This is a genomic window from Streptomyces avidinii (assembly GCF_014650695.1).
GTDB classification, from domain to species: Bacteria; Actinomycetota; Actinomycetes; order Streptomycetales; family Streptomycetaceae; genus Streptomyces; species Streptomyces avidinii.
Genome location: NZ_BMVL01000003.1, coordinates 194,638 through 216,331 on the forward strand (window position 1 = coordinate 194,638; position 21,694 = coordinate 216,331).

At 73.4% G+C, this 21,694-nt stretch carries 17 protein-coding genes; 8 read left to right on the forward strand and 9 right to left on the reverse strand.

The genetic code is table 11. The features are described 5' to 3' along the window. Nucleotides 1–51: 51 nt before the first annotated feature. Nucleotides 52–1,908, reverse strand: coding sequence for an AfsR/SARP family transcriptional regulator (locus tag IE257_RS08950; RefSeq protein ID WP_229920220.1), 1,857 nt, complete (start codon nucleotides 1,906–1,908; stop codon nucleotides 52–54). Between the two features lie 212 nt (nucleotides 1,909–2,120). Here IE257_RS08950 and IE257_RS08955 point away from each other — a divergent pair, with 212 nt between their 5' ends. Then, nucleotides 2,121–2,342 carry a hypothetical protein gene (locus tag IE257_RS08955; RefSeq protein WP_189966518.1) on the forward strand — a complete coding sequence of 74 codons (222 nt, stop codon included), beginning with the start codon at nucleotides 2,121–2,123 and terminating at the stop codon, nucleotides 2,340–2,342. Between the two features lie 51 nt (nucleotides 2,343–2,393). Here the strand turns inward: IE257_RS08955 and IE257_RS08960 are convergent, their stop codons facing one another. Both IE257_RS08960 and IE257_RS08965 read right to left on the reverse strand, forming a co-directional pair. Then, nucleotides 2,394–5,435 (reverse strand): AfsR/SARP family transcriptional regulator, encoded by a 3,042-nt coding sequence (locus tag IE257_RS08960; RefSeq protein ID WP_229920221.1) that lies wholly within the window; start codon nucleotides 5,433–5,435, stop codon nucleotides 2,394–2,396. A gap of 160 nt (nucleotides 5,436–5,595) precedes the next feature. Next, on the reverse strand, nucleotides 5,596–6,066 hold the full coding sequence (locus tag IE257_RS08965; RefSeq protein ID WP_189966522.1) for a MarR family winged helix-turn-helix transcriptional regulator: 471 nt from the start codon (nucleotides 6,064–6,066) through the stop codon (nucleotides 5,596–5,598). A gap of 392 nt (nucleotides 6,067–6,458) precedes the next feature. Here IE257_RS08965 and IE257_RS08970 point away from each other — a divergent pair, with 392 nt between their 5' ends. Next, nucleotides 6,459–7,952 (forward strand): FUSC family protein, encoded by a 1,494-nt coding sequence (locus IE257_RS08970; protein WP_189967308.1) that lies wholly within the window; start codon nucleotides 6,459–6,461, stop codon nucleotides 7,950–7,952. Here the strand turns inward: IE257_RS08970 and IE257_RS08975 are convergent. Next, the gene (locus IE257_RS08975) at nucleotides 7,942–10,239 is read right to left on the reverse strand and encodes a HelD family protein (RefSeq protein ID WP_189966524.1); all 2,298 of its coding nucleotides are present in this window, start codon (nucleotides 10,237–10,239) and stop codon (nucleotides 7,942–7,944) included. The genes IE257_RS08970 and IE257_RS08975 overlap by 11 nt on opposite strands. A 141-nt stretch (nucleotides 10,240–10,380) precedes the next feature. On the opposite strand from IE257_RS08975, the gene IE257_RS08980 reads away from it, so the two are divergent. The 3 genes from IE257_RS08980 (at nucleotide 10,381) to IE257_RS08990 (ending at nucleotide 13,449) form a co-directional block, all read left to right on the forward strand. Beyond that, nucleotides 10,381–10,980, forward strand: coding sequence for a GNAT family N-acetyltransferase (locus IE257_RS08980; RefSeq protein WP_189966526.1), 600 nt, complete (start codon nucleotides 10,381–10,383; stop codon nucleotides 10,978–10,980). Between the two features lie 212 nt (nucleotides 10,981–11,192). Next, nucleotides 11,193–12,329 carry a nitric oxide synthase oxygenase gene (locus tag IE257_RS08985; RefSeq protein ID WP_189966527.1) on the forward strand — a complete coding sequence of 379 codons (1,137 nt, stop codon included), beginning with the start codon at nucleotides 11,193–11,195 and terminating at the stop codon, nucleotides 12,327–12,329. 55 nt (nucleotides 12,330–12,384) lie between these two features. Next, nucleotides 12,385–13,449 carry a lactonase family protein gene (locus IE257_RS08990; protein ID WP_189966529.1) on the forward strand — a complete coding sequence of 355 codons (1,065 nt, stop codon included), beginning with the start codon at nucleotides 12,385–12,387 and terminating at the stop codon, nucleotides 13,447–13,449. A gap of 86 nt (nucleotides 13,450–13,535) precedes the next feature. Here the strand turns inward: IE257_RS08990 and IE257_RS08995 are convergent, their stop codons facing one another. From IE257_RS08995 to IE257_RS09005, 3 genes are all read right to left on the reverse strand, one after another. After that, on the reverse strand, nucleotides 13,536–14,450 hold the full coding sequence (locus tag IE257_RS08995; RefSeq protein ID WP_189966531.1) for a sirohydrochlorin chelatase: 915 nt from the start codon (nucleotides 14,448–14,450) through the stop codon (nucleotides 13,536–13,538). A 96-nt stretch (nucleotides 14,451–14,546) separates the two neighbouring features. Next, complete coding sequence (locus tag IE257_RS09000) at nucleotides 14,547–15,233, reverse strand: uracil-DNA glycosylase (RefSeq protein WP_189966533.1); 687 nt, start codon at nucleotides 15,231–15,233, stop codon at nucleotides 14,547–14,549. 11 nt (nucleotides 15,234–15,244) lie between these two features. Continuing rightward, the gene (locus tag IE257_RS09005; RefSeq protein ID WP_189966535.1) at nucleotides 15,245–16,336 is read right to left on the reverse strand and encodes a WD40/YVTN/BNR-like repeat-containing protein; all 1,092 of its coding nucleotides are present in this window, start codon (nucleotides 16,334–16,336) and stop codon (nucleotides 15,245–15,247) included. Between the two features lie 225 nt (nucleotides 16,337–16,561). On the opposite strand from IE257_RS09005, the gene IE257_RS09010 reads away from it, so the two are divergent. The 3 genes from IE257_RS09010 to IE257_RS09020 all read left to right on the forward strand — a co-directional run bounded on the left by IE257_RS09010 (nucleotide 16,562) and on the right by IE257_RS09020 (nucleotide 19,561). Beyond that, nucleotides 16,562–17,884, forward strand: a complete 1,323-nt coding sequence (locus tag IE257_RS09010) for a wax ester/triacylglycerol synthase family O-acyltransferase (protein ID WP_189966537.1) — start codon at nucleotides 16,562–16,564, stop codon at nucleotides 17,882–17,884. 76 nt (nucleotides 17,885–17,960) lie between these two features. Continuing rightward, nucleotides 17,961–19,061: an NADH:flavin oxidoreductase/NADH oxidase gene (locus IE257_RS09015; protein ID WP_189966539.1), complete on the forward strand. Its 1,101-nt coding sequence runs from the start codon at nucleotides 17,961–17,963 to the stop codon at nucleotides 19,059–19,061. 152 nt (nucleotides 19,062–19,213) lie between these two features. Next, nucleotides 19,214–19,561: an ArsR/SmtB family transcription factor gene (locus IE257_RS09020; RefSeq protein WP_189966541.1), complete on the forward strand. Its 348-nt coding sequence runs from the start codon at nucleotides 19,214–19,216 to the stop codon at nucleotides 19,559–19,561. Nucleotides 19,562–19,570: 9 nt separating this feature from the next. Here the strand turns inward: IE257_RS09020 and IE257_RS09025 are convergent, their stop codons facing one another. Both IE257_RS09025 and IE257_RS09030 read right to left on the reverse strand, forming a co-directional pair. Further along, on the reverse strand, nucleotides 19,571–20,929 hold the full coding sequence (locus IE257_RS09025; RefSeq protein ID WP_189966543.1) for an FAD-dependent oxidoreductase: 1,359 nt from the start codon (nucleotides 20,927–20,929) through the stop codon (nucleotides 19,571–19,573). A 52-nt stretch (nucleotides 20,930–20,981) separates the two neighbouring features. Next, the gene (locus IE257_RS09030) at nucleotides 20,982–21,686 is read right to left on the reverse strand and encodes a DUF305 domain-containing protein (RefSeq protein WP_372453052.1); all 705 of its coding nucleotides are present in this window, start codon (nucleotides 21,684–21,686) and stop codon (nucleotides 20,982–20,984) included. Between the last annotated feature and the right edge of the window lie 8 nt (nucleotides 21,687–21,694).

Sequence of the window (21,694 nt, forward strand, 5' to 3'; positions counted from 1 at the left end):
TTGCCCGGGGTCGATACGGGCCGGAGCGCCCTGCTGCGGGGCAGGGCGAGGCTAGGGGCGGTGAGTTAGCCGCCGGTTACGTTCCGTCCGGGCGGGGGGTCCGCAGTCGGGTGCGGCCCCCTCGGCCAGGGAGAGCGCGAAGAGCCGTACGAGCGGGTGGAACAGGTAGCAGGGCTGGCCCCATTCGTCCGCGCCGCTGACCTCCAGCAGGGCCGCGTCGGCCAGCGCCTCCAGCAGTCGCTCCGCCTCGGCCTCCGGCAGGCTCAGCGACATCGCCGCGTCCGCCGCCGGGAACGGCTGCGGGCCGAGCGCGGCCAGCGCCGGGAACACCGCCCGCACTTCGGGGTCGAGCGCCCGCCAGGACGGCAGCAGCGAGGTGTGCACGTCCAGGTCCCCCGAGTGCAGCTCCCGCAGCCGGGTGAGGGGATCGGCCAGTCTTCGGGCGAGCCGGTCCGGGGTGGAGTGCGGCCGGGCGGCGATCCGGGTCCCGACGATCCGCAGGGCCAGCGGCAGACCGGCACAGTGCTCGACGATCGCCGACGCCGCACCGGGCGCCGCGGCCACCCGGGCGGGACCGGCCGCGGCCGAGAGCAGCTCCAGCGAGTCCCGGGGCGCGAGGGGTGCGAGGGCCACGGTGTGCGCCCCCGCCACGGTGGGCAGCGCCGTCCGCCCGGTGACCAGGACCGCCGGCTCCGGGGTGTTGGGCAGCAGCGGACCCAGTTGGGCGGCCCCGGAGGCGTTGTCCAGCACGATCAGCAGCTGCCGGCCCCGGGTCCGCTCCCGGTAGAGCCGCACCAGCTGGTCCTGGTCCTCGGTGGCCGGTACCTCGTCCGCCGGTCCGAGCGCGCGCAGCAGCCGGCGCAGCACGCGGGTGGGGTGCCGGGGAGTTCCGTCGGGAGCGCGCAGGTCGGCGTACAACTGCCCGTCGGGGAAGTGGCGCTGGCAGCGGTGGGCGGCGTGCACGGCGAGGGCCGTCTTGCCGAGCCCGGCCATTCCGGTGACCAGGACCCGGCGGGGCCGCCCGGAGCCCTGCCCGTCGGGAGCCAGCGCACGGCACAGCAGCTCCAGTTCGGGCTCCCGGCCGGTGAAGTCCACCGTGTCGGGCGGCAGCATGGCCGGGGCGCCGGTCGCCCGGTCCGGGGCCTCCCGCCGGGTGCCGGCCACCACGGCGGCGGTGCGCGGCTGCCGGTCGAGCGTGCCCTCCAGCAGTGCCCGGTAGGTGGCCTGGAGCTCCTCGCCGGGGTTCACGCCCAGCTCGTCGGCGAGCACCGCACGGCCGTGGTGGTAGAGGTGGATGGCGTCCGCCTGCCGCCCGGACCGGCACAGGGCGGTCATCAGCTGGCACCGGATCCGCTCGCGCAGCGGGAACTCGGCGACGAGGCCCGTGAGTTCACCGGTGAGCTGCTCGTGCCGGCCCAGAGCGAGGTCCGCGGCGATGCGGTGCTCCAGGGTGACCGCACGGGCCTCGGTCAGCCGTGGTGCCTCGGCGTCGGCGAGGTATTCCGTGGCGTTGGCGAAGGGCAGCCCGTTCCATCGGGCCAGGGCGCCGCGCAGCAGCTCACCGGCCTTTTCGAAGTCCTCCGCGATCAATGCCTCACGGCCGCTGAGCGCCAGCTTCTCGAATTCCGTCAGGTCGAGGGTCGCATTACCGATGCTCATGGCATATCCGGGCGGCCGGCGATCGATCAGAACATCGTCGCCGAGAATCTTGCGCAAGCGGGAAACATAGGTGTAGAGCTGTGCGCTGACGGTGGCCGGCGGAGCCCAGCCCCACAGCAGCCGGCACAGCCGTTCGTCGGAGATCACCTCTTCACGTGCCACGAGGAGCGCCGCGAGCACGGTGTGCAGCTTCGCCCCGGAGAACGCGACCCGGCGGCCGTCCCGCCGTACCTCGACTGGCCCGAGCACTCGGAATTCCATGTACCGCCCCATCCGTGATTCATGGAGAAGAATCTCTGAACGAAGCTAGTGGAGTGCGTTGTCTCCTCGATATCGTGGCGATTTCGAGGGCGGCCGGGGTCACGAAATCGATGGAACACAGAAGAAAAAGGAGGCGTCCCTACTGTTCCATTCATGCCGCAGCGAGCGGCAGTGATGATCCACCGAGAGGGGATTCCCAGATGCGCAGCACGCGGACGGCGAAGACGGCGAACACGAAGACGGCGGCGGCCTGCCTGGTCGTTCTTGCCGGAGTGTTCGTGGGTACGGGGGGAACGTCGGCCGTGATGACGGACACGAGGGTGACCACGCAGGCGGACGACATGCCCTGGGGCATCGTCACGCCGGTGGTCCCCCCGCACCCCGGCACCGCAGGTACGAACGGTGACATGCCCTGGGGCTGACCCTCCCGGCTACCGCCCGACGCGGCGCGCCCCAGGGGTGCCCGGCCCGGCCTAGTCCTCCGGACGCGTCAGCAGCACGGTCAACTCCGCCGCGGTGAAGGAACGATGCGGCGGCTCACCGGAGCCCGCGGCGACCGGCCTGCCCCCGCCACCCGGCTCGCCCGCCGCGTTCTGGACCGCGGCCAGCAGCCTGGCCGCCTGTGCCCGCCAGGGTTGCGCGCCGACCTCCCCGAATGCGGCCCGCGCCCGCCGGAACCTCTCCGCCGCCTGCGTCAGGCCGCCGCCGATCGCCTCCACACATCCGAGATCGGTCTCCACGCGGGCGTACAGGAAACGATCCGCCAGCTCCTCCGTGATCTCCAGGGCCTGCTGCAGCGTTCCCCCCGCCGCTGACAGCAGGCCCTGGCTCCACTGCGTCTGGCCCAGTCCCCGCAGCGCGTGCGCCTCCCCGACCCGGTCGCCCTCGCCCCGGGTCAGCCTGAGCACCGCGTCGAAGGCCTCCGCGGCCTCGCCCAGGTCCCCCGCCCGCAGCCGCACCTCGGCGAGCCGGTACACGCTCTGCGCCTCGGCCCGGACCGATCCGGTACGCCGGCTCAGCGCCACCGCCTCCTCCGCGAGGGGCAGCGCGCCGCCCATGTTGCCCCGGTCCAGCTCGATCTGCGCCTGGAAGCCCAGCAGATGGGCTTCGTTTCCGATGTCCCCCGACGCGTGGAACCCGGCGAGCGCCGCCTCGCAGAACTCCAGGGCCCGCTCCCAGTCGCCCTGGAACCGCGCGCACATGGCCAGGTTCCGCTGCGCGAGCGCCGCCCCGCCCAGGTCACCGGTGTTGCGCAGCAGCCGCAGCGCGGCCATGTTCCAGCCCTCGGCCTGCTCGTACCGCCGCTGGTAGATCGCCAGCGAGCCCAGCAGTCGCAGCATCGTCGCCTCGCCCGGCTGGTCGCCGGTGCGCCGGGCCGAGGCCAGCGCCAGCTCGGCGCAGCGCTGCCAGTCCTCCAGGTAGTTCTTCGTCTCGAAGTGCGGGACCGCGCTCTCGGTCAGCGTCCACGCGTACCGGGCCCGCCCCGTCTCCGCCGCGTGGCTGACCAGGTCCGCCACGGCCGTGCGCTCCGACTCGAACCAGTCCATCGGCACGGCCAGCAGCTCGTCGGCCAGCTCCGGCAGGAAACGGGGAGCGGGTTCGGGCGTCCGGCCCACCGGGAACTCCCGCCCGTCGATCCGCCGGTGCGCCTCCTCGGCCAGCCAGAGCCAGGCCGCGAAGGCCCGGCCCAGCGCCGCGTCCGCCTCCCCCTCCGGCTCGTCCGACTCCGCCCGTTCGCGAGCGAACAGCCGCAGCAGGTCCTGGAACCGGTAGCGGGCGGCTCGCCCCGGCTCCGCGTCGGCGACCTCCAGCAGCTGCGCGTCGACCAGCTGGTCGATCAGCTCCTCCGCGTGCCACACGTCGGTGTCCAGTACGGCCGCCCCCGCCCAGGCGGCGAAGTCCGCCGTGCGCAGCAGCCCGAGCCTGCGGTACATCCGGGCCGCCTCGGGGGCCAGGTCCCGATAGGTGAGGCGGAACCCGGCCCGCACCCCGCCCTCGCCCGGGCTCAGCACATCGAGCCGGGACCGGTGGTCGCGCAGCCGCGCCACCAGGCTCCGTACGCTCAGCCCCGGTTTGGCCGCCAGCCGCGCACCGGCGATCCGCAGCGCGAGCGGCAGGCAGTCGCACAGCGCGCCGAGCTGTTCCACGGCCACCGGGTCGCTGCCGAACCGGTCCGCCCCGGCGAGCTTGATGAGCAGGGCCGTCGCCTCGGTCGGCTCCAGCATCCGCAGCCGGATGGTCAGGGCCGTGTAGTCCCCGGTCAGGTCGCCCAGGCTCTCCCGGCTGGTGGCCAACACCACGCTGCGCCCGCCACCCGGGAGCAGGGGTCTGAGCTGGTGGAAGGAGCGTACGTTGTCCAGGACGATCAGTGTCTTGCGGGTACTGAGCAGGCTCCGGAACAGCGAGGCCCGCTCGTCGGCGTCCGGCGGGATCTGGGGCGCGCCGATGCCGAGCGCGCGCAGGAACCGGTCGAGCACGGCGGCGGGGGACACCGGCGCGTGCTCCTCGTCGTATCCGCGCAGGTCGGCGAAGAGCTGGCCGTCCGGGAACTGGTCGGCGACCTGGCTCGCCCAGTGCACCGCGAGGGCGGTCTTGCCCACGCCGCCCACGCCGACGATGGTGGCCAGCGCCGGGGTGTGGGGGTTGTAGGGCTCCTTCAGGAGCCGGTCCAGGGAGGTCATCTCCCGCTGCCGGCCGGTGAACGCCATGACATCGGCGGGCAGTTGCGCCGGGATGGTGTTCAGGGCCGCGGGCGCGGGGGCCGCCACGGCGGGGGGCCGGGTCAGTTCGGGGGAGTCGCGCAGGATCAGGTCGTGCAGCTGCCGCAGGCCGGGACCCGGTTCGATCCCGAGCTGCTCGGTGAGTAACCGGCGGCCCTGCAGGAAGACTTCGAGGGCCTCGGCCCGCTGCCCCGACCGGTACAGGGCCAGCATGAGGTGTTCGCGGCACTGCTCGCGCAGCGGGTGCCGGGCCACCAGCTCGGCGAGTTCACCGGTGAGCGCGCGGTGCCGGCCCAACTGGAGCATCAGCCCGGCGCGTTCCTCCATCAGGGCCAGCCGCATCTGCTCCAGCCGGGTGGTCTCCGCCTCCAGCCGGGAGCCGGACGGCTCGTCCAGAGCGGAGCCCCGCCAGATGCTCAGCGCCTCCTCGAAGTGCGTGCACGCCTCTTCGGTCCGTCCGTGCCGGGCGGCGTCCCGCCCCTGCTCGGCCCGCTCCATGAATTCCTGGACGTCGATCCGGTGCTCGCCCTTGGCCAGCAGATAGCCCGGGGGAGAGGTGATCAACAGATCGGTCACCCCGGCCTGCTTGAAGGTCTTGCGCAGGGTGGCCACGCAGATGGCGATCTGGTTGCGCGCCGTCGCCGGGGGAGATTCCGGCCAGACGGCGTCCACCAGGGTGTCGACCGAAACGATCCGGTCGGCGTAGAGGACCAGCATCGAGAGGACCGTGGCCTGGCGTCGGCCGTTGATACGCAGCGGACCGTCATCGGTCTGGACGACCAGCGGCCCCAGCACTCTGAAGACAAACCGATTCAAAAGGTCCCCCGGCCTTGAAACCCCGCGTCAGGCGCGAACGGTACCGCAAACAGCATTCCTCGGTGCAGTCAACTCTTGGGAAAAACACGGTCAGTTTCAGGCCAGCTTGTCCGTATAGCGGCGGACACGTGCAAGGGCCTCACACAGAGTTGTCGGATCCGATCGACGACAACGCGCCGGACAGGCCCCGCAGCACCTCGGCCGTGCGGTGCACCTCGTCCTCGCCGCCGAGGCGCTCGCACAGCTGCCGGGCCAGCGCGGCGAGACAGGAGTCGATCTCCCGTTTCGCGGCGATGCCCTGCTCGGTGGCGGTGAGCAGCTTCGCCCGCCGGTGCGCCGGATTGTCCAGGTAGACCGCGAGTCCCTGCCGCACCAGGAGGTCCGCTATGCGCTGCACGCTCTGCCGGGTGGTCCCCACCCGCCGGGCCACCTCCGACACGGAAAGTGACTCCCCGGTCACCGTGCTCAGTATCTGCCATCGAGCGGCGCTGAGGCCGAACGCGAGCGCGAGCCGGTCGAGGGTCGCGGTGAACCGCCCGTTCAGCCGGAAGACCGCCACGGCCGCGCGGCTGAAGGACTCGGCCTCCCCGGACTCCCCCTTGCGCGTCAACGTCGGTCCCCTTCCGTACGCTCCGCGAGTCGCTGCACGATAACAGCGCGTGGTCACGTCGACGAGAGTCGGCCGGGGCGGCGCCACCCGGTCGAACCCGGTCGGTGCGCCGCTCCCGACAACGGTGGTCCGTTGGTCGGCTCGTGGCCGAGATGTCCGCCCCGGCGCTGGGCCAATGGCACAGTGCGAAAGGGTCCGGTTGAGCCACCGGGCCCCCAGGTGGTTATCTGTGGCGTATCCATGTACTTACGGCGCCGCGCAGCGCCGGACGGCAACGAGGCCGGTTCCGGAGCGCGGCGCCTTCGCCGTGCCCGTCCGCCGCCCACCACCCCCGGGCGGAGCCGGGCCGGCGCGCAGCACTGCAAGGGGGGCGGCACACCGCCGTGAAGAGGATGTTCGTGGCTCCGGATCCGGGGCGTATGAGACTCAGGAACTCGGCCCGCGCCGTGGTCGGCGTCGTCGCCGCCGTGGCCCTGGCCGAGGTGTGCGGTCTCTCCCTGACCGCCTCCATCACCGGGGGACTGGCAGCCCTGCTCGCCCTCTTCACCGTGCTCGACGGACACGTCCGCGCCCAGCGTCTGACCACCGCCCTGCTGCCCGTCGCCGGATTCCCCGTCCTGGCCCTCGCCACCACCCTGCACGGGATCCCGCTCGCCCGCGACGCCGCCTTCCTCGCCGTCGTGTTCGCCGGGGTGTACGCCCGCCGCTTCGGCCCGCGCGGACACGCCCTCGGGATCTTCGGCTTCATGATGTTCTTCGTCACCCAGTTCCTGCACGCCGTGCCCGGGCAACTGCCCGAGCTGTACGCCGCGGTCGGGCTCGCGCTCGTCGCCTCCGGAGCCGTGCGCTTCCTGCTGTGGCCGATCGAGCGGCGCACCCCGCCCCCCGCCGCCCCGCCCGGCCTGCCCGGAACCGGGCTCGCCCGGCCCACCACCCGGCAGGCCTTCCAGGCCACCGCCGCCTGCGCCTTCGCGCTCGGCATCGGCCAGGCGCTCTCCGACGACCGCTGGTACTGGGCCGTCGGCACCTCCTGGTGGATCTTCGTGAACACCGCCTCCCGGGGCGAGACCCTCGTACGGGGCTTCCGCCGCGTCCTCGGCACCGTCGTCGGCATCGCCGCCGGCCTGCTGATCGCCGTACCGCTGCACGGAGCGCCGGTGCCCACCGCCGCACTGGTCGCCGTATGCGTCTTCGGGATCTTCTACACGGCCGCACCCTCGTACTCGTGGATGATGTTCTTCGTCACCGTCATGGCCGGTCTGCTCTACGGCCTGCTCGGCGTCCTGCACCCCGGCCTGCTGCTCCTGCGCTTCCAGGAGACCGCGATCGGCGCGCTCGGCGCCGCCCTCGCCGTCGTGCTCATCCTCCCGGTCACCACCCACGCCGCCAACGACGCCTGGATCCAGCGCGCCCTGCACTGCGTACGGGCCTCCACCGCGGCCGCCCTGGACCGCCTCGCCGGCGACCCCGACGCCGACCCCGCCCCGCACGCCGCCGAACTGGAGCTGCTGCTGGGCCGGGTCCGGATGGCCCTCGCACCGCTCGTCCACCCCCTGAGCCCGCTGCGCGCCCGCAAGGCCCGCGCCCGGCAGGTGCTCGCCCTGCTCGACGACTGCGCCCGGGACGTGCGCGGGCTGGTCGTCGTCGCCGCCGACCCGCAGGCCTCCCACGACGCCCGGCTGGCCGCCGCCTGCTGGCGCGTGGAGGCCGCGGTGGAGGCCCTGACCGCCCCGCACGGCACTCCCGGACCCGCCACCGTGGCGCACCCCCGGCCCGCCGCCGCGGAACCGGCCCTCGCCCACCTCCACGGCCTGGAGCACACCCTGGTGGCCCTCGCCACGCCGCTGCGCAGCGACCCCCGGGCGCCGCTCGTCATCAGCGCCTGAGCAGCCCGCCCCGGGCGTCCGCCAGCCCCGCCGGCAGCCGGCCGACGGTGTGCACGACGCCGAGGGTCTGGGTGGCCCTCGTCAGCGCCACGTACAGGTCGCTCGGCCGCAGCTCCTCCGGTTCCACCACGATCACCGTGTCGAACTCCAGCCCCTTGGCCTGGCGCGGGTCCAGCAGGACCACCTCCCGCGTCAGGTCCGGCTCCGCACCCTCCCGGACCCCCGGCAGTACGGCGGCCAGGGCCGCGTGCCGCGCCCGCGGCGCGATGACCGCGAGCCGCCCCTCGGCCGGCAGCTCCCGCTCCACGGCCTCCCGGGTCGCCCCCGTCGGATCGTCGGTCGCCAGGGCCCACGGCCGCACCCCGGTGGACCGTACCGAGCGCGGCGGCTCGAAGCCGGGATCGCGCATCCGCAGCACGGCCGCCGCCACCTCCATGATCTCGGCCGGGGTGCGGTAGTTGACCCCCAGCCGGACCAGCTCCCAGCGCTCGCCCACATACGGCGCGAGGACGCCTTCCCACGAGCCGCAGCCCGCCTCGTCGGCCGTCTGCGCCGGATCGCCGACCAGCGTCATCGACCGGGTCGGGCAGCGCCGCATCAGCAGCCGCCAGGCCATCGCCGACAGCTCCTGCGCCTCGTCCACGATGACGTGGCCGAAGGCCCAGGTGCGGTCGGCCGCGGCCCGCTCGGCGGTGCTGCGGTGGTCGGCCTCCTCGTGGCGCTCGGCCATCCGCTCCGCGTCGATGATGTCGTGGGCCGCGAGGAACTCGTTCTCCTCGTCCTCGAACTCGTACGACTGCGAGCCCTCGGACAGGTCCAGCACGCCCTGCGCGTAGGCGATGCGCCGCTGCCGGTCCCGCTCCTCGGCGGCTCGCCGGGCACTGTCGTCCTCACCCAGCAGCTCGGCCGCCTCGTCGAGCAGCGGCACGTCGGCCGGGGTCCAGTCCGGCCGGGCCGAGGGCGCCCGGCGGATCAGGGCGGCCTCGTGCGCGGGCAGGTGCGTCGGGTCCGCCAGGAAGTCGGCGACCAGCTGCTCGGGGGTGAGGGAGGGCCACAGCGAGTCGATCGCCGCGTGCACGGCGGCGCTCGTCGCGATCTCCTTGCCGAGCTGGGCGATGTCGTCCGAGCCCAGCAGGTTCGGACCCCCGTACGGATCGGCGCCCAGCCGGTCGGCGAGCTGCGCGGTGAGCGCGTCGATGATCGGGAAGGCGAAGGAGGGACGCGCCTGGTTGTGCGGCAGGCCGGTGGCCCGGGCCCGGTCCCGCGCCTCGTGGGCCATCGTGCGGTCCAGCAGCAGGGTCCCGTACTCCTCGTGGTCGATCTCCAGTGCGGGCTCGGGCACCGTGTCGTACTCCTCGCCGGTGTCCGCCGGTACGGACTCCGGCAGGCACTGGCGGTCCGCCACCACCCGGGCGAGGACCTCCGCCATCGAGGCCCGGCCCTTCACCGCGGCGGCCCCGGGGCGGTCGGTGCCGGTGGCCTGCACCCCGGGGAAGAGCTCCCCCGGGGTGGCCAGCAGCACGCCCGTCTCGCCGAGGGCCGGGAGCACCCCGCCGATGTAGCCGAGGAAGGCCGGGCCCGGTCCGACGATCAGCACCCCGCGCTTGGCCAGCAGCTCCCGGTGGGCGTACAGCAGGTAGGCGGCGCGGTGCAGCGCGACGGCGGTCTTGCCGGTACCGGGACCGCCCTCGACGACCAGCACCCCGCGGTGCGTGGAGCGGATGATCCGGTCCTGCTCGGCCTGGATTGTCCGCACGATGTCGTGCATCCGGCCGGTCCGGGCGGCGTCGAGCGCGGCGAGCAGCACGGCGTCCGCGTCCGCGCCCTCGTGTCCGGTGCGCTCCGCGTCGGTCAGGTCGAGGATCTCGTCGTGCAGGGCGGTGACCAGGCGCCCGCGGCTGCTGATGTGCCGACGGCGGCGCAGCCCCATGGGGGTGTGGCCGGTGGCGAGGTAGAAGGGGCGGGCCACCTCGGCGCGCCAGTCCAGGACCAGCGGCGTGCGGTCCGCGTCGTCGGCCCGGATTCCGAGCCGGCCGATGTGGTGGTCGCGGCCGTCGGAGAACTCCAGACGGCCGAAACAGAGACCGTTCTCGCCCGCATTCAGAGCGGAAAGCAGGCCGGATTGCTCGGCGACCAGGACATCCCGCTCCAGCCGGGCCTGAAACCCGGTCCCGACATCGCGCAGCGCACCTTCGACCGCACGTTCGGCCTGGTCACGCAGGTCGTCCAGGCGCGTATAGAGGTCGGTGACGAATTGCTGCTCTTTCCGGAATTCCTCGGTTGACAATTGCACTCCTGCCGCGGTACAGTGTCCTCGTAAGCTTCTTTACGGCTCCGTTTTCGGCGAAGTCGCGAATCATTGAATATACGCTCTCTCGTCCCTCGGTAGCCAATTCGGCCGGGGGATTTTTTGCGTACGGTGGATCTCATGACCACCGCACACGGCCCGGCCCGCGCCGACGGAATCGTCTACCGCCCCGCCCGTCCCCAGGACGCGGCTGCCATCGAGGCCCTGGACAGCTCCTTCACCACTGCCACCGTCTTCGAGGTGAGCGACCCCGGCCCGGACGCCGGCGCCGGCTTCGGCTTCCTGCTGCGCGAGGTCCCGGTGGACCCGCCCATGCACAAGGCGTTCCCGCCGGAGGAGCACGACGAGCAGGTCTTCGGCGGCGGGAAGGACTCCGAGGCCGACGCGCGGACCTTCGTCGCCCTCGACGGCGACCTGCTGTGCGGGTTCGCCGCCGTCGGGTACGCCGCGTGGAACCGGCGACTGACCATCGAGGACATCGAGGTCGCACCCGGTCACCGGGGTCGGGGCATCGGCCGCGCGCTGATGGAGTGTGCGGACCGGTTCGCCCGTGAACGGGGCGCGGAGCACCTGTGGTTGGAGGTCAGCTCGGTCAACGCCCCGGCGGTGCACGCCTATCGGCGCATGGGGTTCACCTTCTGCGGCCTCGACACCGCGCTGTACGGCGGCACGCCCGCGGCGGGCGAACGGGCGCTCTACATGAGCCGCCCCTGCCACTGACCCGGCGCACGGCCAACTCCCGGATCGCGCCGGATCGTACGCCCTCGCGGGGCCTGCCGCAGCCCGAACCGTGAGAGATCACCCGGAGGAGTGCTCCGTCACCGCCGGCCACCCCATCCTGACCTGCGACATGTACAACGGGTAATTGTTTATTGCACATTCATGCGGCATGTACAGGGTGGATCTGCTCGGACAGGGGGTACCGGCCCGGAATGGAAATTCTTCAACAGCGCTCCACCACCGCTCAGGTGTGGGAAGCGGCCGAGGAGTTCATCCGACTCTTCCACAGGGAGAACGCGGACGCCGGAGATCCGCGCGCCCGGCTCGCCGCCGTGCGCGCCGAGCTCGCCGACACCGGCAGCTATGTGCACACCCCCGCGGAGCTGGTCCACGGGGCCCGGGTGGCCTGGCGCAACAGCAACCGCTGCATAGGCCGCCTCTACTGGAACTCGTTGCGGGTCCGCGACCGCCGCGGACTCACCGACGCCGACGACATCGCCGCCGAGTGCTTCGAGCACCTGCGCGAGGCGACGAACGGAGGCAGGGTCAGGCCCACGATCACGGTCTTCGCCCCGGACACCCCGGACCGTCCCGGCCCGCTGATCTGGAGCGAGCAGCTCATCCGGTACGCGGGATACGGCGACCACCCCTCCATAACCGTCGGGGACGCCCGCAACGCCCCGCTCACCGAAGCCCTGCTCCAGCTCGGCTGGTCCGGTGGCGCTGGCACCCCCTTCGACCTCCTGCCGCTTGTGGTGCAGGGCGTCGACGACAAACCCCGCTGGTTCGACACGCCCGCGGACGCCGTACTGGAAGTGCCGATCGACCATCCCGAGGGCGACGGCTGGGCGGACTGGGGACTGCGCTGGCACGCCGTACCCGCCATCTCCAACATGTGCCTGGAGATCGGCGGCATCCACTACCCGGCCGCGCCGTTCAACGGTTGGTACATGGGCACCGAGATCGGCGCGCGCAACCTCGCCGACACCGACCGGTACAACCTCCTGCCCGCCGTCGCCCGCCGCCTCGGTCTGGACACCTCCAGCGACCGCTCGCTCTGGAAGGACCGCGCCCTCGTCGAACTGAACCGGGCCGTTCTGCACTCCTTCGACCGCGCCGGGGTCACCATCGCCGACCACCACACCGAGTCCCGGCGCTTCCTGTCCCACATGGAACGGGAGGAGCGCAAAGGGCGCGAGGTGGGCGCGGACTGGTCCTGGATCGTGCCGCCGATCTCCGGCTCCGCGACCCCGGTCTTCCACCGCACCTACGAGGACCGCAGCAGCAGTACCGCCTACGTCCACCACCTCGGCGCGCAGGAGCGGGCCCAGGGGCGGGATTTGGTCTAGACCTTCTGTTACCGTCGGCTCCGGACGGATCCGACGGCAGCGAGAGGGGCTTCCAGTGAGCGGCGCGGACAGCACGGACCGGAGCGGCGAACGCCGGGCCTACATCGGCTCGTTCACCGCGGCGGGAGGCCGCGGTGTCACCACCGCGGCCGTCGATCCGAAGACCGGAGCGCTCACCCCGCTCTCGGTCACCGCCACCGAGGACCCCTCCTACCTCGCCCTCGCCCCGTCGACCGGCGTGCTCTACGCGGTGAACGAGACGGAGCGGGGCACGGTCGCCGCCTTCCGGACCACCACCGGGGGCCTCGCCCCCCTCGGCCCGCCCGTCCGCGTCGGGGGCTCCGGCCCCACCCACCTCAGCCTGGCCGGGCGAAGGCTGCTCACCGCCAACTACACCTCCGGCAGTGTGAGCAGCCTCCCGCTCGCCGCCGACGGCACCCCGGACGGGTCCTCCCGCGTCCTGTCGCACCGGGGCTCCGGCCCCGACACCGCCCGGCAGGAGGGCCCGCACGCCCACCAGGTGCTGCCCGACCCGACCGGCCGCTGGGTGCTCAGCGTGGACCTCGGCACCGACTCGGTACGGGTCTGCGCGCACGACCCGGCCACCGGGGCGCTGTCGGTGCACACCGAGATGGAGCTGCGCGCCGGGACCGGTCCCCGCCACCTCGCCTTCCATCCGGAGGGCGCGGTGGCGTACGTACTGCATGAGCTGGAGCCGCAGGTGACCGTCTGCCGCTGGAACGGGGCGTCCGGGCAACTGGAACCGGTCGGGGAGGTTCCGGTGGCCTCCGCGGGTGCCTCAGGGCCCGTACGGGCCTACCCCTCGGCGATCGTCGCCTCGCCCGACGGGCGGTTCGTCTGGGCGGCCGTCCGCGGGGCCGACGCGATCGTCACGCTCTCCCTCGCCGACGGGCCCGGCGCTCCGCGGCTCACAGGAACGGTGGCCTGCGGCGGCGCCTGGCCGCGCGACCTCGCCTTCGACCCCTCGGGGAGCCGGCTGTACGCGGCCAACGAACGCTCGGGGGACGTCACATGGTTCGACGTGGACCCGCTGACCGGGCAGCCGCACCGGGCCGGCTCGTTGGCCGTGCCCGCGGCCACCTGCGTCGTGCTCGGCTGACGCGCCTGCGCACCGGGCACGGAAAGGGCCCCCGCCGGTCACGGGAGCCCGTGACCGGCGGGGGCCCTTTCCGTCGTACGGGCGGGTCAGTGTGCGGCGGCGTCCTGGCTGATCCCCAGCGCGGCGGCGTACTGCGCGACGGCCAGCTTGCCGAGCGCGCCGTAGGCACCGAGCACCTCGGCGGTGGCGCAGTCGGCCTCCTTGCAGGCGGTGTCGAGCAGTCCGTCGGCGGCCTCCGGGCCGATCAGGTACGGGGCGAGCGCGAGGAGCGTGGAGCCCTCGCGGCGCAGCTGCTCGGCGACCGCGGCCACCGAGCCCTCCTGGTCGAGGGCGGCGGCCTTGACGGGCACGGCGAGCCGGGCGGCCAGCAGCATGCCGGTGATCCCGGCGGCCTGCACGGCCTCCTCGCCACCGGTGGTGGCCAGCACGATGCCGTCGGCGGCAGTGGTCACGGTGAAGAGCCGGGCGCGGTCGGCGCGGGCCAGGCCCGCCTCGGACAGGCGCACGTGCAGGCCCTCGGCGAGCAGCGGGTGCGGGCCGAGTACGTCGGCCAGCTCGGCGGCGGCGGAGGAGTCCATCAGGGCCTGGCGGATCCGGCGGAGCAGATCGGCGTCCGGGCCCGCCAGCAGCGGTACCACCACGGCGTCCGGGCCGGTCGGCGCGGGCACCTCGTGGCCGGCCGCGCGGGCGAACTCCGCGCGCGCGACACGCTCGCCCGCGACGGCGCTCAGCACGCCGGACAGGGACGGGAACGCGGAGGCGTCGTCACCCTCGAGGAAGCCGATCCGGGCGTCGAGGCCCGGCAGCTCGGAGCGGCCGATGCTGATGATCTCTTCCGCGAGCCCACGCGAGGCGGCCGAGGGGGCACCGGGCACGGCGAGCACCAGCGCGGGCGCGCCCTCGGGCGCCACCGCGGGCTCGGGCCGGCGGTGCCGTCCGGTCTGGCGGGGTCGCGGCATTCGTACGGGCAGGCCATTTGCGGGCCCAGTGGGGGAGCTCATGGCGCCGCATGCTACTGGCTTATCGGAACAAGGTGTTCGGGCAGGGCCTTCTCGCGAGGCATCTGTCCGTATTTATCCGGTGAATATCAGATACGTTCAACTGACGGACGGCAAGCGCCAGTCCACAGGCTGTGAACCCTGGCCCACCAGCAGCTCGTTCGTCCGGCTGAACGGCCGGGAGCCGAAGAAGCCGTAGTCGGCGGACTTGGGGGAGGGGTGCGAGGACTCCACGACGGGCAGTTCACCGAGCAGCGGCCGCAGGTTGCGGGCGGCCCGCCCCCAGAGGATGGACACCAGCGGTTTGCCGCGCGCGGCCAGGGCCCGGATGGCCTGGTCGGTGACGGCCTCCCAGCCCTTGCCCTGGTGCGCGTTGGAGCGCCGGGGCGCGGTCGTGAGCGACCTGTTGAGCAGCAGGACGCCCTGCCGGGTCCACGGGGTGAGGTCGCCGCTCGCCGGGCGGCCGGTGCCGATGTCCCGGTGCATCTCCAGGAAGATGTTGTCGAGGCTCGGCGGTACCGGCCGTACGTCGGGGGCGACCGAGAAGGACAGGCCGACCGCGTGCCCCGGCGTGGGGTAGGGGTCCTGTCCGACGATCAGTACCTTGACCTCGTCGAAGGGCTGTTGGAAGGCGCGCAGCACATTGGCCCCGGCCGGTACGTACGTCCTCCCCGCCGCGATCTCGGCGCGCAGGAAGTCGCCCATCGCGGCGATCTGCCCCGCCACCGGCTCAAGAGCCCGGGCCCAGCCCGGCTCGACGATCTCGTTCAACGGTCGTGCTGCCACGGTGGATCACTCTACTGGCCGAACGTGGCCGCCCGTACACACATCACGTCCGGCAGGTGCTCGGCGAGCAGTTGCCAGCTCTCGCCGTCGTCGTGGCTCGCGTACACCTCGCCGTTGCGGTTGCCGAAGTAGATGCCCGCAGGGTCCGCGTCGTCCGTGCACAGGGCGTCCCGGAGCACCGTGCCGTAGTGGTCCCCGGCCGGCAGGCCGCGGGTCAGCGGCTCCCAGGTGGCGCCCGCGTCCCGGGTGCGGAAGACCCGGCACCGGTGCTCGGCCGGGACCCGGTCGGAGTCGGCGTTGAGCGGGAAGACGTAGGCGGTGTCCGGCCGGTGCGGATGGGCCGCGACCGCGAAGCCGAAGTCGGAGGGCAGCCCGCCGCCGATGTCGGTCCACCGGCCGCCCGCGTCGTCGCTCCGGTAGACGCCCCAGTGGTTCTGCAGGTAGAGCCGGTCCGTGTCCCCGGCATCCTGGGCGATCTTGTGCACGCACTGGCCGAACTCGGGGTTCGGGTCCGGCAGGAACACCGCCGAGACCCCCTGGTTGGAGGGGGTCCAGCTGGCCCCGCCGTCCCTGGTCCGGAAGACCCCCGCGGTGGACACGGCGACGGTCACCGCGTCCGCGTCGCGAGGATCGGTGATCACCGTGTGCAGCCCCTCGCCGCCACCGCCCGGCACCCACTTGCCGCGGCTCGGGTGCTCCCACAGCGGGCGGACCAGCTCGAAGGACTCGCCGCGGTCGGTGGAGCGGAAGAGCGCCGCCGGCTCCGTCCCGGCGTACACCACGCCGGGCGCCTCGGGGCCGGCCGGATGCAGCTGCCAGACCCGCTCCAGGGAGGCGCCGGTGTCCTTGGGGAACTTCACCGCGGGCGCGGTGGGCTCCCGCCAGGTCGCCCCGAGGTCGTCGGAGGTGAAGACGGACGGCCCCCAGTGCGAGCTGTCCCCGCCGACCAGCAGCCGGGGCACCGGCCCGCGCCGGTCGACGGCGACCGCGTAGACCGCCTGGGCGTTGAAATGGGGCCCGTCGAACTCCCACGGCCCGTCGCCCCGGCGACGTCCGATGAAGAGTCCCTTGCGGGTTCCCACGAGCAGTACCGCGTCGGCCATGGCCGGCACCTCCGGACCTCGTCGTCCTGGGCGGGCGTTCCTTGTGGAGCGTCTTCGCGGACCAGTCTGCACCCGCCCGGTGACAGTGGCCCGGCGGGCGACACGGAGCCCCTGAGTACCAGATCAATACCGATCATTTACCGCGCGGAAATGATTGCTGCTTGCATGTGGGTGTCCGTAATGGATTGACTTCAGGTCACTGCCGCCGCACGCGAGAGGACGTATGTGGCCACCGAGCACCTGTCTCCGCTCGACCTCGCCTTCTGGCGGATCGAATCCGCCGACCACCCCATGCACCTGGGCGCGCTCGCCGTCTTCCGCGCCGCCGGCCCCGGCGCCGCCGAGCGGGCCGCCGAGCTGCTGACCGTCCGCTGCACCGCCGTCCCGCGCCTGCGCCGCCGGATCCGCGACGTGCTCCTTCCGGTCGGTGCGGCCGCCTGGTCGCCGGACCCCGGCTTCGACCCGGCGCGGCACGTCTTCCTCGTCCGTACCGACGAGGAAGTGCCGCACGCCGCCGCCGGGCCCCTGATGGCCCGGCCGCTGGACCGGGCACTGCCGCCCTGGGAGGCGCACGTCCTGGCCGGGCCCGACCCGGACTCCTTCGCGGTGCTCTTCAAATTCCACCACGCCCTCGCCGACGGGCTGGGCGCCCTCGCCCTCGCGGCCACCCTGTTCGACGAGGGGACGGCCCCGCGGCCGCCCGTGCGGCCGGTCCCCGAGCAGCGGGCCGGCTCCCTCCTGCGCCGGCTCCCCGGTGCGCTGGCGGCACGGGTCCAGGACGTCGGCCAGGCCCTGGAGATCGGCGCCGCCGTGGCCCGAGCCGGGCTGCCGCTCGGCGTACCGACGGCGCTCACCGCGGACTCCACCGGAGCCGGTGCCCGTGAGGTCGCCTGCCTCGCGCTCGACCTGGACGAGGTCAACCTGGTCCGCAAGGGTGCCGGCGGCACCGTCAACGACGTGCTGATCGCCCTGGTCGCCGGCGCGCTGCGGCGCTGGCTGGCGGAGCGGGGCGACCCGGAACCCTGGGGCGCCGGACCGCGCGCCCTGATCCCCGTGTCCCGTCGCCGCGGGCCCGGCGGGGCCGGGGGCGCCGGAAACCGGCTCTCCGGCTACCTGCTCCGGTTGCCGCTCGCCGAGGCCGACCCGCTGTGCCGGCTGAACCGGGTGCGCGCGGCCATGGACCGCAACAAGGACGCCGGACCCGCCCGCGGCGCGGGGGCCGTCGCCCTGCTCGCCGACCACGTCCACCCGCTCGGCCACCGACTCGGCGGGCCGCTGGTGGCCCAGGCGGCCCGGCTGCTCTTCGACATCCTGGTCACCAGCGTCCCGCTGCCGGGCTTCAGCTTCACCCTCGGCGGCAGCCCGGTCCGCGAGGTCTATCCGCTCGCCCCGCTGGCCCGCGGCCAGTCACTGGCCGTCGCGGTCTCCACGTACCGGGGGACCGTCCACTACGGACTGGTGGCCGACGCGGCGGCCGTCCCGGACCTGGCGGCTCTCGCCGGGGCGCTGCGCGCGGAACTCGACACGCTTGTACGAGAGGTCTCGTAGTACGAGGAAATTCGTAGTACGGTGACTCTCGTACTTGGTCGATCCCCGGCATGTCCGGTCGTATCTGGAGAGCCTGATGAGTGCTGCACCCGCCGCTTTCGCCGCCCTGTTCGCGCCCTGGACGCTTCGCTCCGTCACCATCCCCAATCGCGTGTGGATGGCCCCGATGTGCCAGTACAGCGCCGAGGCGTTCGGGCCGAACGCGGGCGTGGCCGACGACTGGCACTTCGCCCACTACGCCGCACGTGCCACCGGCGGTACCGGCCTGATCATCCAGGAGGCCACCGCAGTCTCCCCGGAAGGCCGGATCTCCCCCTACGACCTCGGCATCTGGAACGACACCCAGGTCGAGGCGCTGCGCCGGATCACCTCCTTCCTCAAGGCCCGGGGCACCGTTCCCGGCATCCAGATCGCGCACGCCGGCCGCAAGGCCTCCACCGACCGCACCTGGAAGGGCGGGGGGCCGGTCGGGCCCGAGGCGCACGGCTGGCAGCCGCTCGCCCCGAGCTCCCTGGCCTTCTCCGAGGGCCACCCGGTGCCGCACGAGCTGACGGTCGACGGGATCCACGAGATCGCCGGGCAGTTCGCGGCCGCCGCCGAGCGCGCGCTGGCCGCGGGCTACGAGGTCGTCGAGATCCACGGCGCCCACGGCTACCTCATCGGCGAGTTCCTCTCCCCGCACAGCAACCGGCGCACCGACGCGTACGGCGGCTCCTTCGCGAATCGCACCCGCTTCGCCCTCGAAGTCGTGGACGCCGTAAGGGCGGTGTGGCCCGAGGAGCTCCCGCTGTTCTTCCGGATCTCCGCCACCGACTGGCTGGAGGAGGACGGCTGGACCGCCGACGAAACGGTCCGGTTCGCGCAGTTGCTGTCGGCGCACGGGGTGGACCTGCTCGACGTCTCGACCGGCGGGCTCGCCCCCCACGTGACGATCCCCGTCGGCCCCGGCTACCAGGTCCCCTTCGCGGCCCGGGTCAAGGCCGAGACCGCGCTGCCGGTGGCCGCCGTCGGTCTGATCACCGAACCGGAGCAGGCCGAGAAGATCCTCGCCAACGGGGAGGCCGACGCCGTCCTGCTGGGCCGGGAGCTGCTGCGCGACCCGTACTGGGCCCGCCGTGCGGCGGCCGAGCTGGGCGCGGAGATCCCTGCACCCGCCCCGTACCACCGGTCCTGGTGACGTGGACGGCTCCGGTGCCCCCGGGGTGGCGCCGGAGCCGTTCCACTGCTTTCCGCCGATTTCCGTGAGATGCCCGCCTTCTTCGACGGCTCTCGTACGATGGGGGCCCGCAGGAACCGGAATGCAGCGAACCGAGTGAGTGGAGCAGGGACATGACGGAACGGGACACCTCCCGCATCCTTGCCCACCCCGAGGCGGGCGAGATCCGACTCGAAGGCGTGCTGCACGCGCTCTCCGACCCGGTCCGGCTGTCCATCGTCCTGGACCTGGCCGCCTCGGCCGAGGACCTGGCCTGCTCGTACTTCGTCCTGCCCGTCACCAAATCCACGACCACCCACCACTTCCGCGTCCTGCGCGAGAGCGGTGTCGTACGCCAGACCTACCGCGGCACCACCAAGCTCAACGCCCTGCGCCGGGACGAACTGGAGGAGCTGTTCCCCGGCCTCCTCGACAGCGTCCTCAAGGCTGCCGCGGCCGAGGAAGCGCGCCTGGGTTCCTGAGGACCGCGCTCAGAGCGGTCCGGCCGCGCCCAACAGGCCCTGCCAGTCGGGGATCTTCACCGAGCGGCGGCCCAGGGAACGCCCCAGATCGGCCTCGGCGGCCTCGATGGCCAGCCAGCCGGGCCACCGGACCGGCCGCAGGCCCGCCGCCCGCAGGGCGTCCAGCGGGTCCCCGGGGAGGTCCCGGCGGGCCAGTGCCCCCGCGTCCTGGAGCAGTGAGGACACGGTCTCCTTGGCGCAGGGCCGGTTCGTGCCGATCACCCCGGTCGGGCCGCGCTTGATCCAGCCCGCCACGTACTCGCCGACCGAGGCCCGGCCGGCGCGCAGCACCCGGCCCGCCGCGTGCGGAACCGTGCCCCTCCCGGAGTCGAAGGGCAGCCCGGCGAGCGGAACACCCCGGTACCCCACGGAGCGCAGCACCAACTGCGCGTCGATGTCCTCGTGAACGCCGGTCCCGGTCACCCCGCCGCTGCCGTCCGGGGCGGTGCGCTCGAAACGCATCCCGGTGACCCGGCCGTCCGGCCCGCCCAGGATCTCCATCGGGCGCAGGTAGAACCGCAGCGCGATCCGGCGTGGTGCGTCGCCCGGGCCCGGCCCGGCCCAGCCGCGCAGCACCTCCAGGTTCCGCCGGGCCACCGCCGGCAGGGCGGCGGCCGCCACCGGGTCGGCGTACACGGGGTCGAGGGCCAGCTCGGCCGGGTCCGTACCGACGTCCACACCCGGCAGCGTGCCCAGTTCCCGCAGCTCCTTGGTGGTGAACCTGCCCTGCGAGGGTCCGCGCCGGGCCACCATCGCCACCCGTCGCACCCCGCTGTCGGCGAGCGCGCCGAGCGCCGGCTGCGGCATGTCCGTCGGCGCCAGTTCGGCCGTGCCCCGGGCCAGGATCCGCGTCACGTCCACCGCGACGTTGCCTGCTCCGACCACGACGGCGCTGTCCACCCCGGGCAGGTCGAACACCTCGGCGGCGGCATCCGGATGCCCGCTGTACCAGGACACGAAGGCCGTGGCGGAGTGCACCCCGATCAGTTCTTCGCCGGGGATCCCCAGCATCCGGTCACGGGCCGCGCCCACGCAGTACACCACCGCGTGGTAGAGCTCCAGCAGCCGGCCCGTGGACAGCCGCTCCCCGCCGACCTCGACGTTCCCGAGGAAGCGGATCCGCTCGTCCTCCAGTACGGTGCGCAGGCTGCCCTGGAGCGATTTGATCTTCTCGTGGTCCGGGGCCACCCCGTACCGGACGAGCCCGTAGGGGGCGGGGAGCCGGTCCAGCACGTCCACCCGGACCCCGGGCACCTCGCGCTGCTGCACCAGCGTCTGGGCCGCGTACACCCCGCTGGGGCCCGATCCGACGACGGCGACACGAAGCACGGCGGAGCTCCTCCCGCAGGTGGTCCCAGCATGACACCGGCCCCCCGCGGAGTCAGCCCATCGCGCGCATCCGGTGGATCTCGGCGCTCTGCGTAGCCACCACCTCGGTGGCCATCTCCTCCACCGCCACGTTGTTCCCGCCGGCCAGCGCCTCGCCGGCCATCTTCACGGCGCCCTCGTGGTGGGCGGTCATCAGGGTGAGGAAGAGCCGGTCGAAGTCGGCTCCGCCGGCCTCGGTCAGTTCCTTGATCTGCGGCTCCGTGGCCATGCCGGGCATCGCGCCGTGGTCGTGCCCCTGCGCGTGTCCGCCGGAGCCCGTCGACGGGGCCGGCGCCGGGGCCGGGTGGCGCGCCAACCACTTCTCCATCGCGCCGATTTCGGGTTTCTGGGCCGCCGTGATCCGCTCCGCCAGCCGCTTGACCCCGTCCGTCGCGGCCCGCTCCGGGGCCAGCGCGCTCATCGTCAGCGCCTGCCGGTGGTGTTCGATCATGCGGGACACATAGGCGTGGTCCGCGGCGTTCGGGGTGTCGTCGGGCTTCGCCTTCGCGGCCTGCTCGGGGGTCAGGTGACGGGCCTTCTCGCCGGGCTTCCCCGGGGCGACGATCGTGGCCCGGTCGTCGTCGGCCCGGTCCGATCCGTCGTCCCCCTGGCAGCCGGAGAGCGTGAGCAGGAGGCCGGCGGCCACCGCCGCCAGCGAGAATCGGCCGAAGCGCGCTTGTAAGACGGTCCGGCCCCTGAGGGCTTTTGCCATGTCCATGAAAGGGA

Bases quoted from the DNA above. Each gene is read 5' to 3' on its own strand.
- IE257_RS08980 (WP_189966526.1), top strand. From the start codon at position 10,381: ATGACCACCGCACACGGCCCGGCCCGCGCCGACGGAATCGTCTACCGC.
- IE257_RS08955 (WP_189966518.1), top strand. From the start codon at position 2,121: ATGCGCAGCACGCGGACGGCGAAGACGGCGAACACGAAGACGGCGGCG.
- IE257_RS08995 (WP_189966531.1), bottom strand. From the start codon at position 14,450: ATGAGCTCCCCCACTGGGCCCGCAAATGGCCTGCCCGTACGAATGCCG.
- IE257_RS08970 (WP_189967308.1), top strand. From the start codon at position 6,459: ATGTTCGTGGCTCCGGATCCGGGGCGTATGAGACTCAGGAACTCGGCC.
- IE257_RS09020 (WP_189966541.1), top strand. From the start codon at position 19,214: ATGACGGAACGGGACACCTCCCGCATCCTTGCCCACCCCGAGGCGGGC.
- IE257_RS09015 (WP_189966539.1), top strand. From the start codon at position 17,961: ATGAGTGCTGCACCCGCCGCTTTCGCCGCCCTGTTCGCGCCCTGGACG.
- IE257_RS08985 (WP_189966527.1), top strand. From the start codon at position 11,193: ATGGAAATTCTTCAACAGCGCTCCACCACCGCTCAGGTGTGGGAAGCG.
- IE257_RS09005 (WP_189966535.1), bottom strand. From the start codon at position 16,336: ATGGCCGACGCGGTACTGCTCGTGGGAACCCGCAAGGGACTCTTCATC.
- IE257_RS09030 (WP_372453052.1), bottom strand. From the start codon at position 21,686: ATGGACATGGCAAAAGCCCTCAGGGGCCGGACCGTCTTACAAGCGCGC.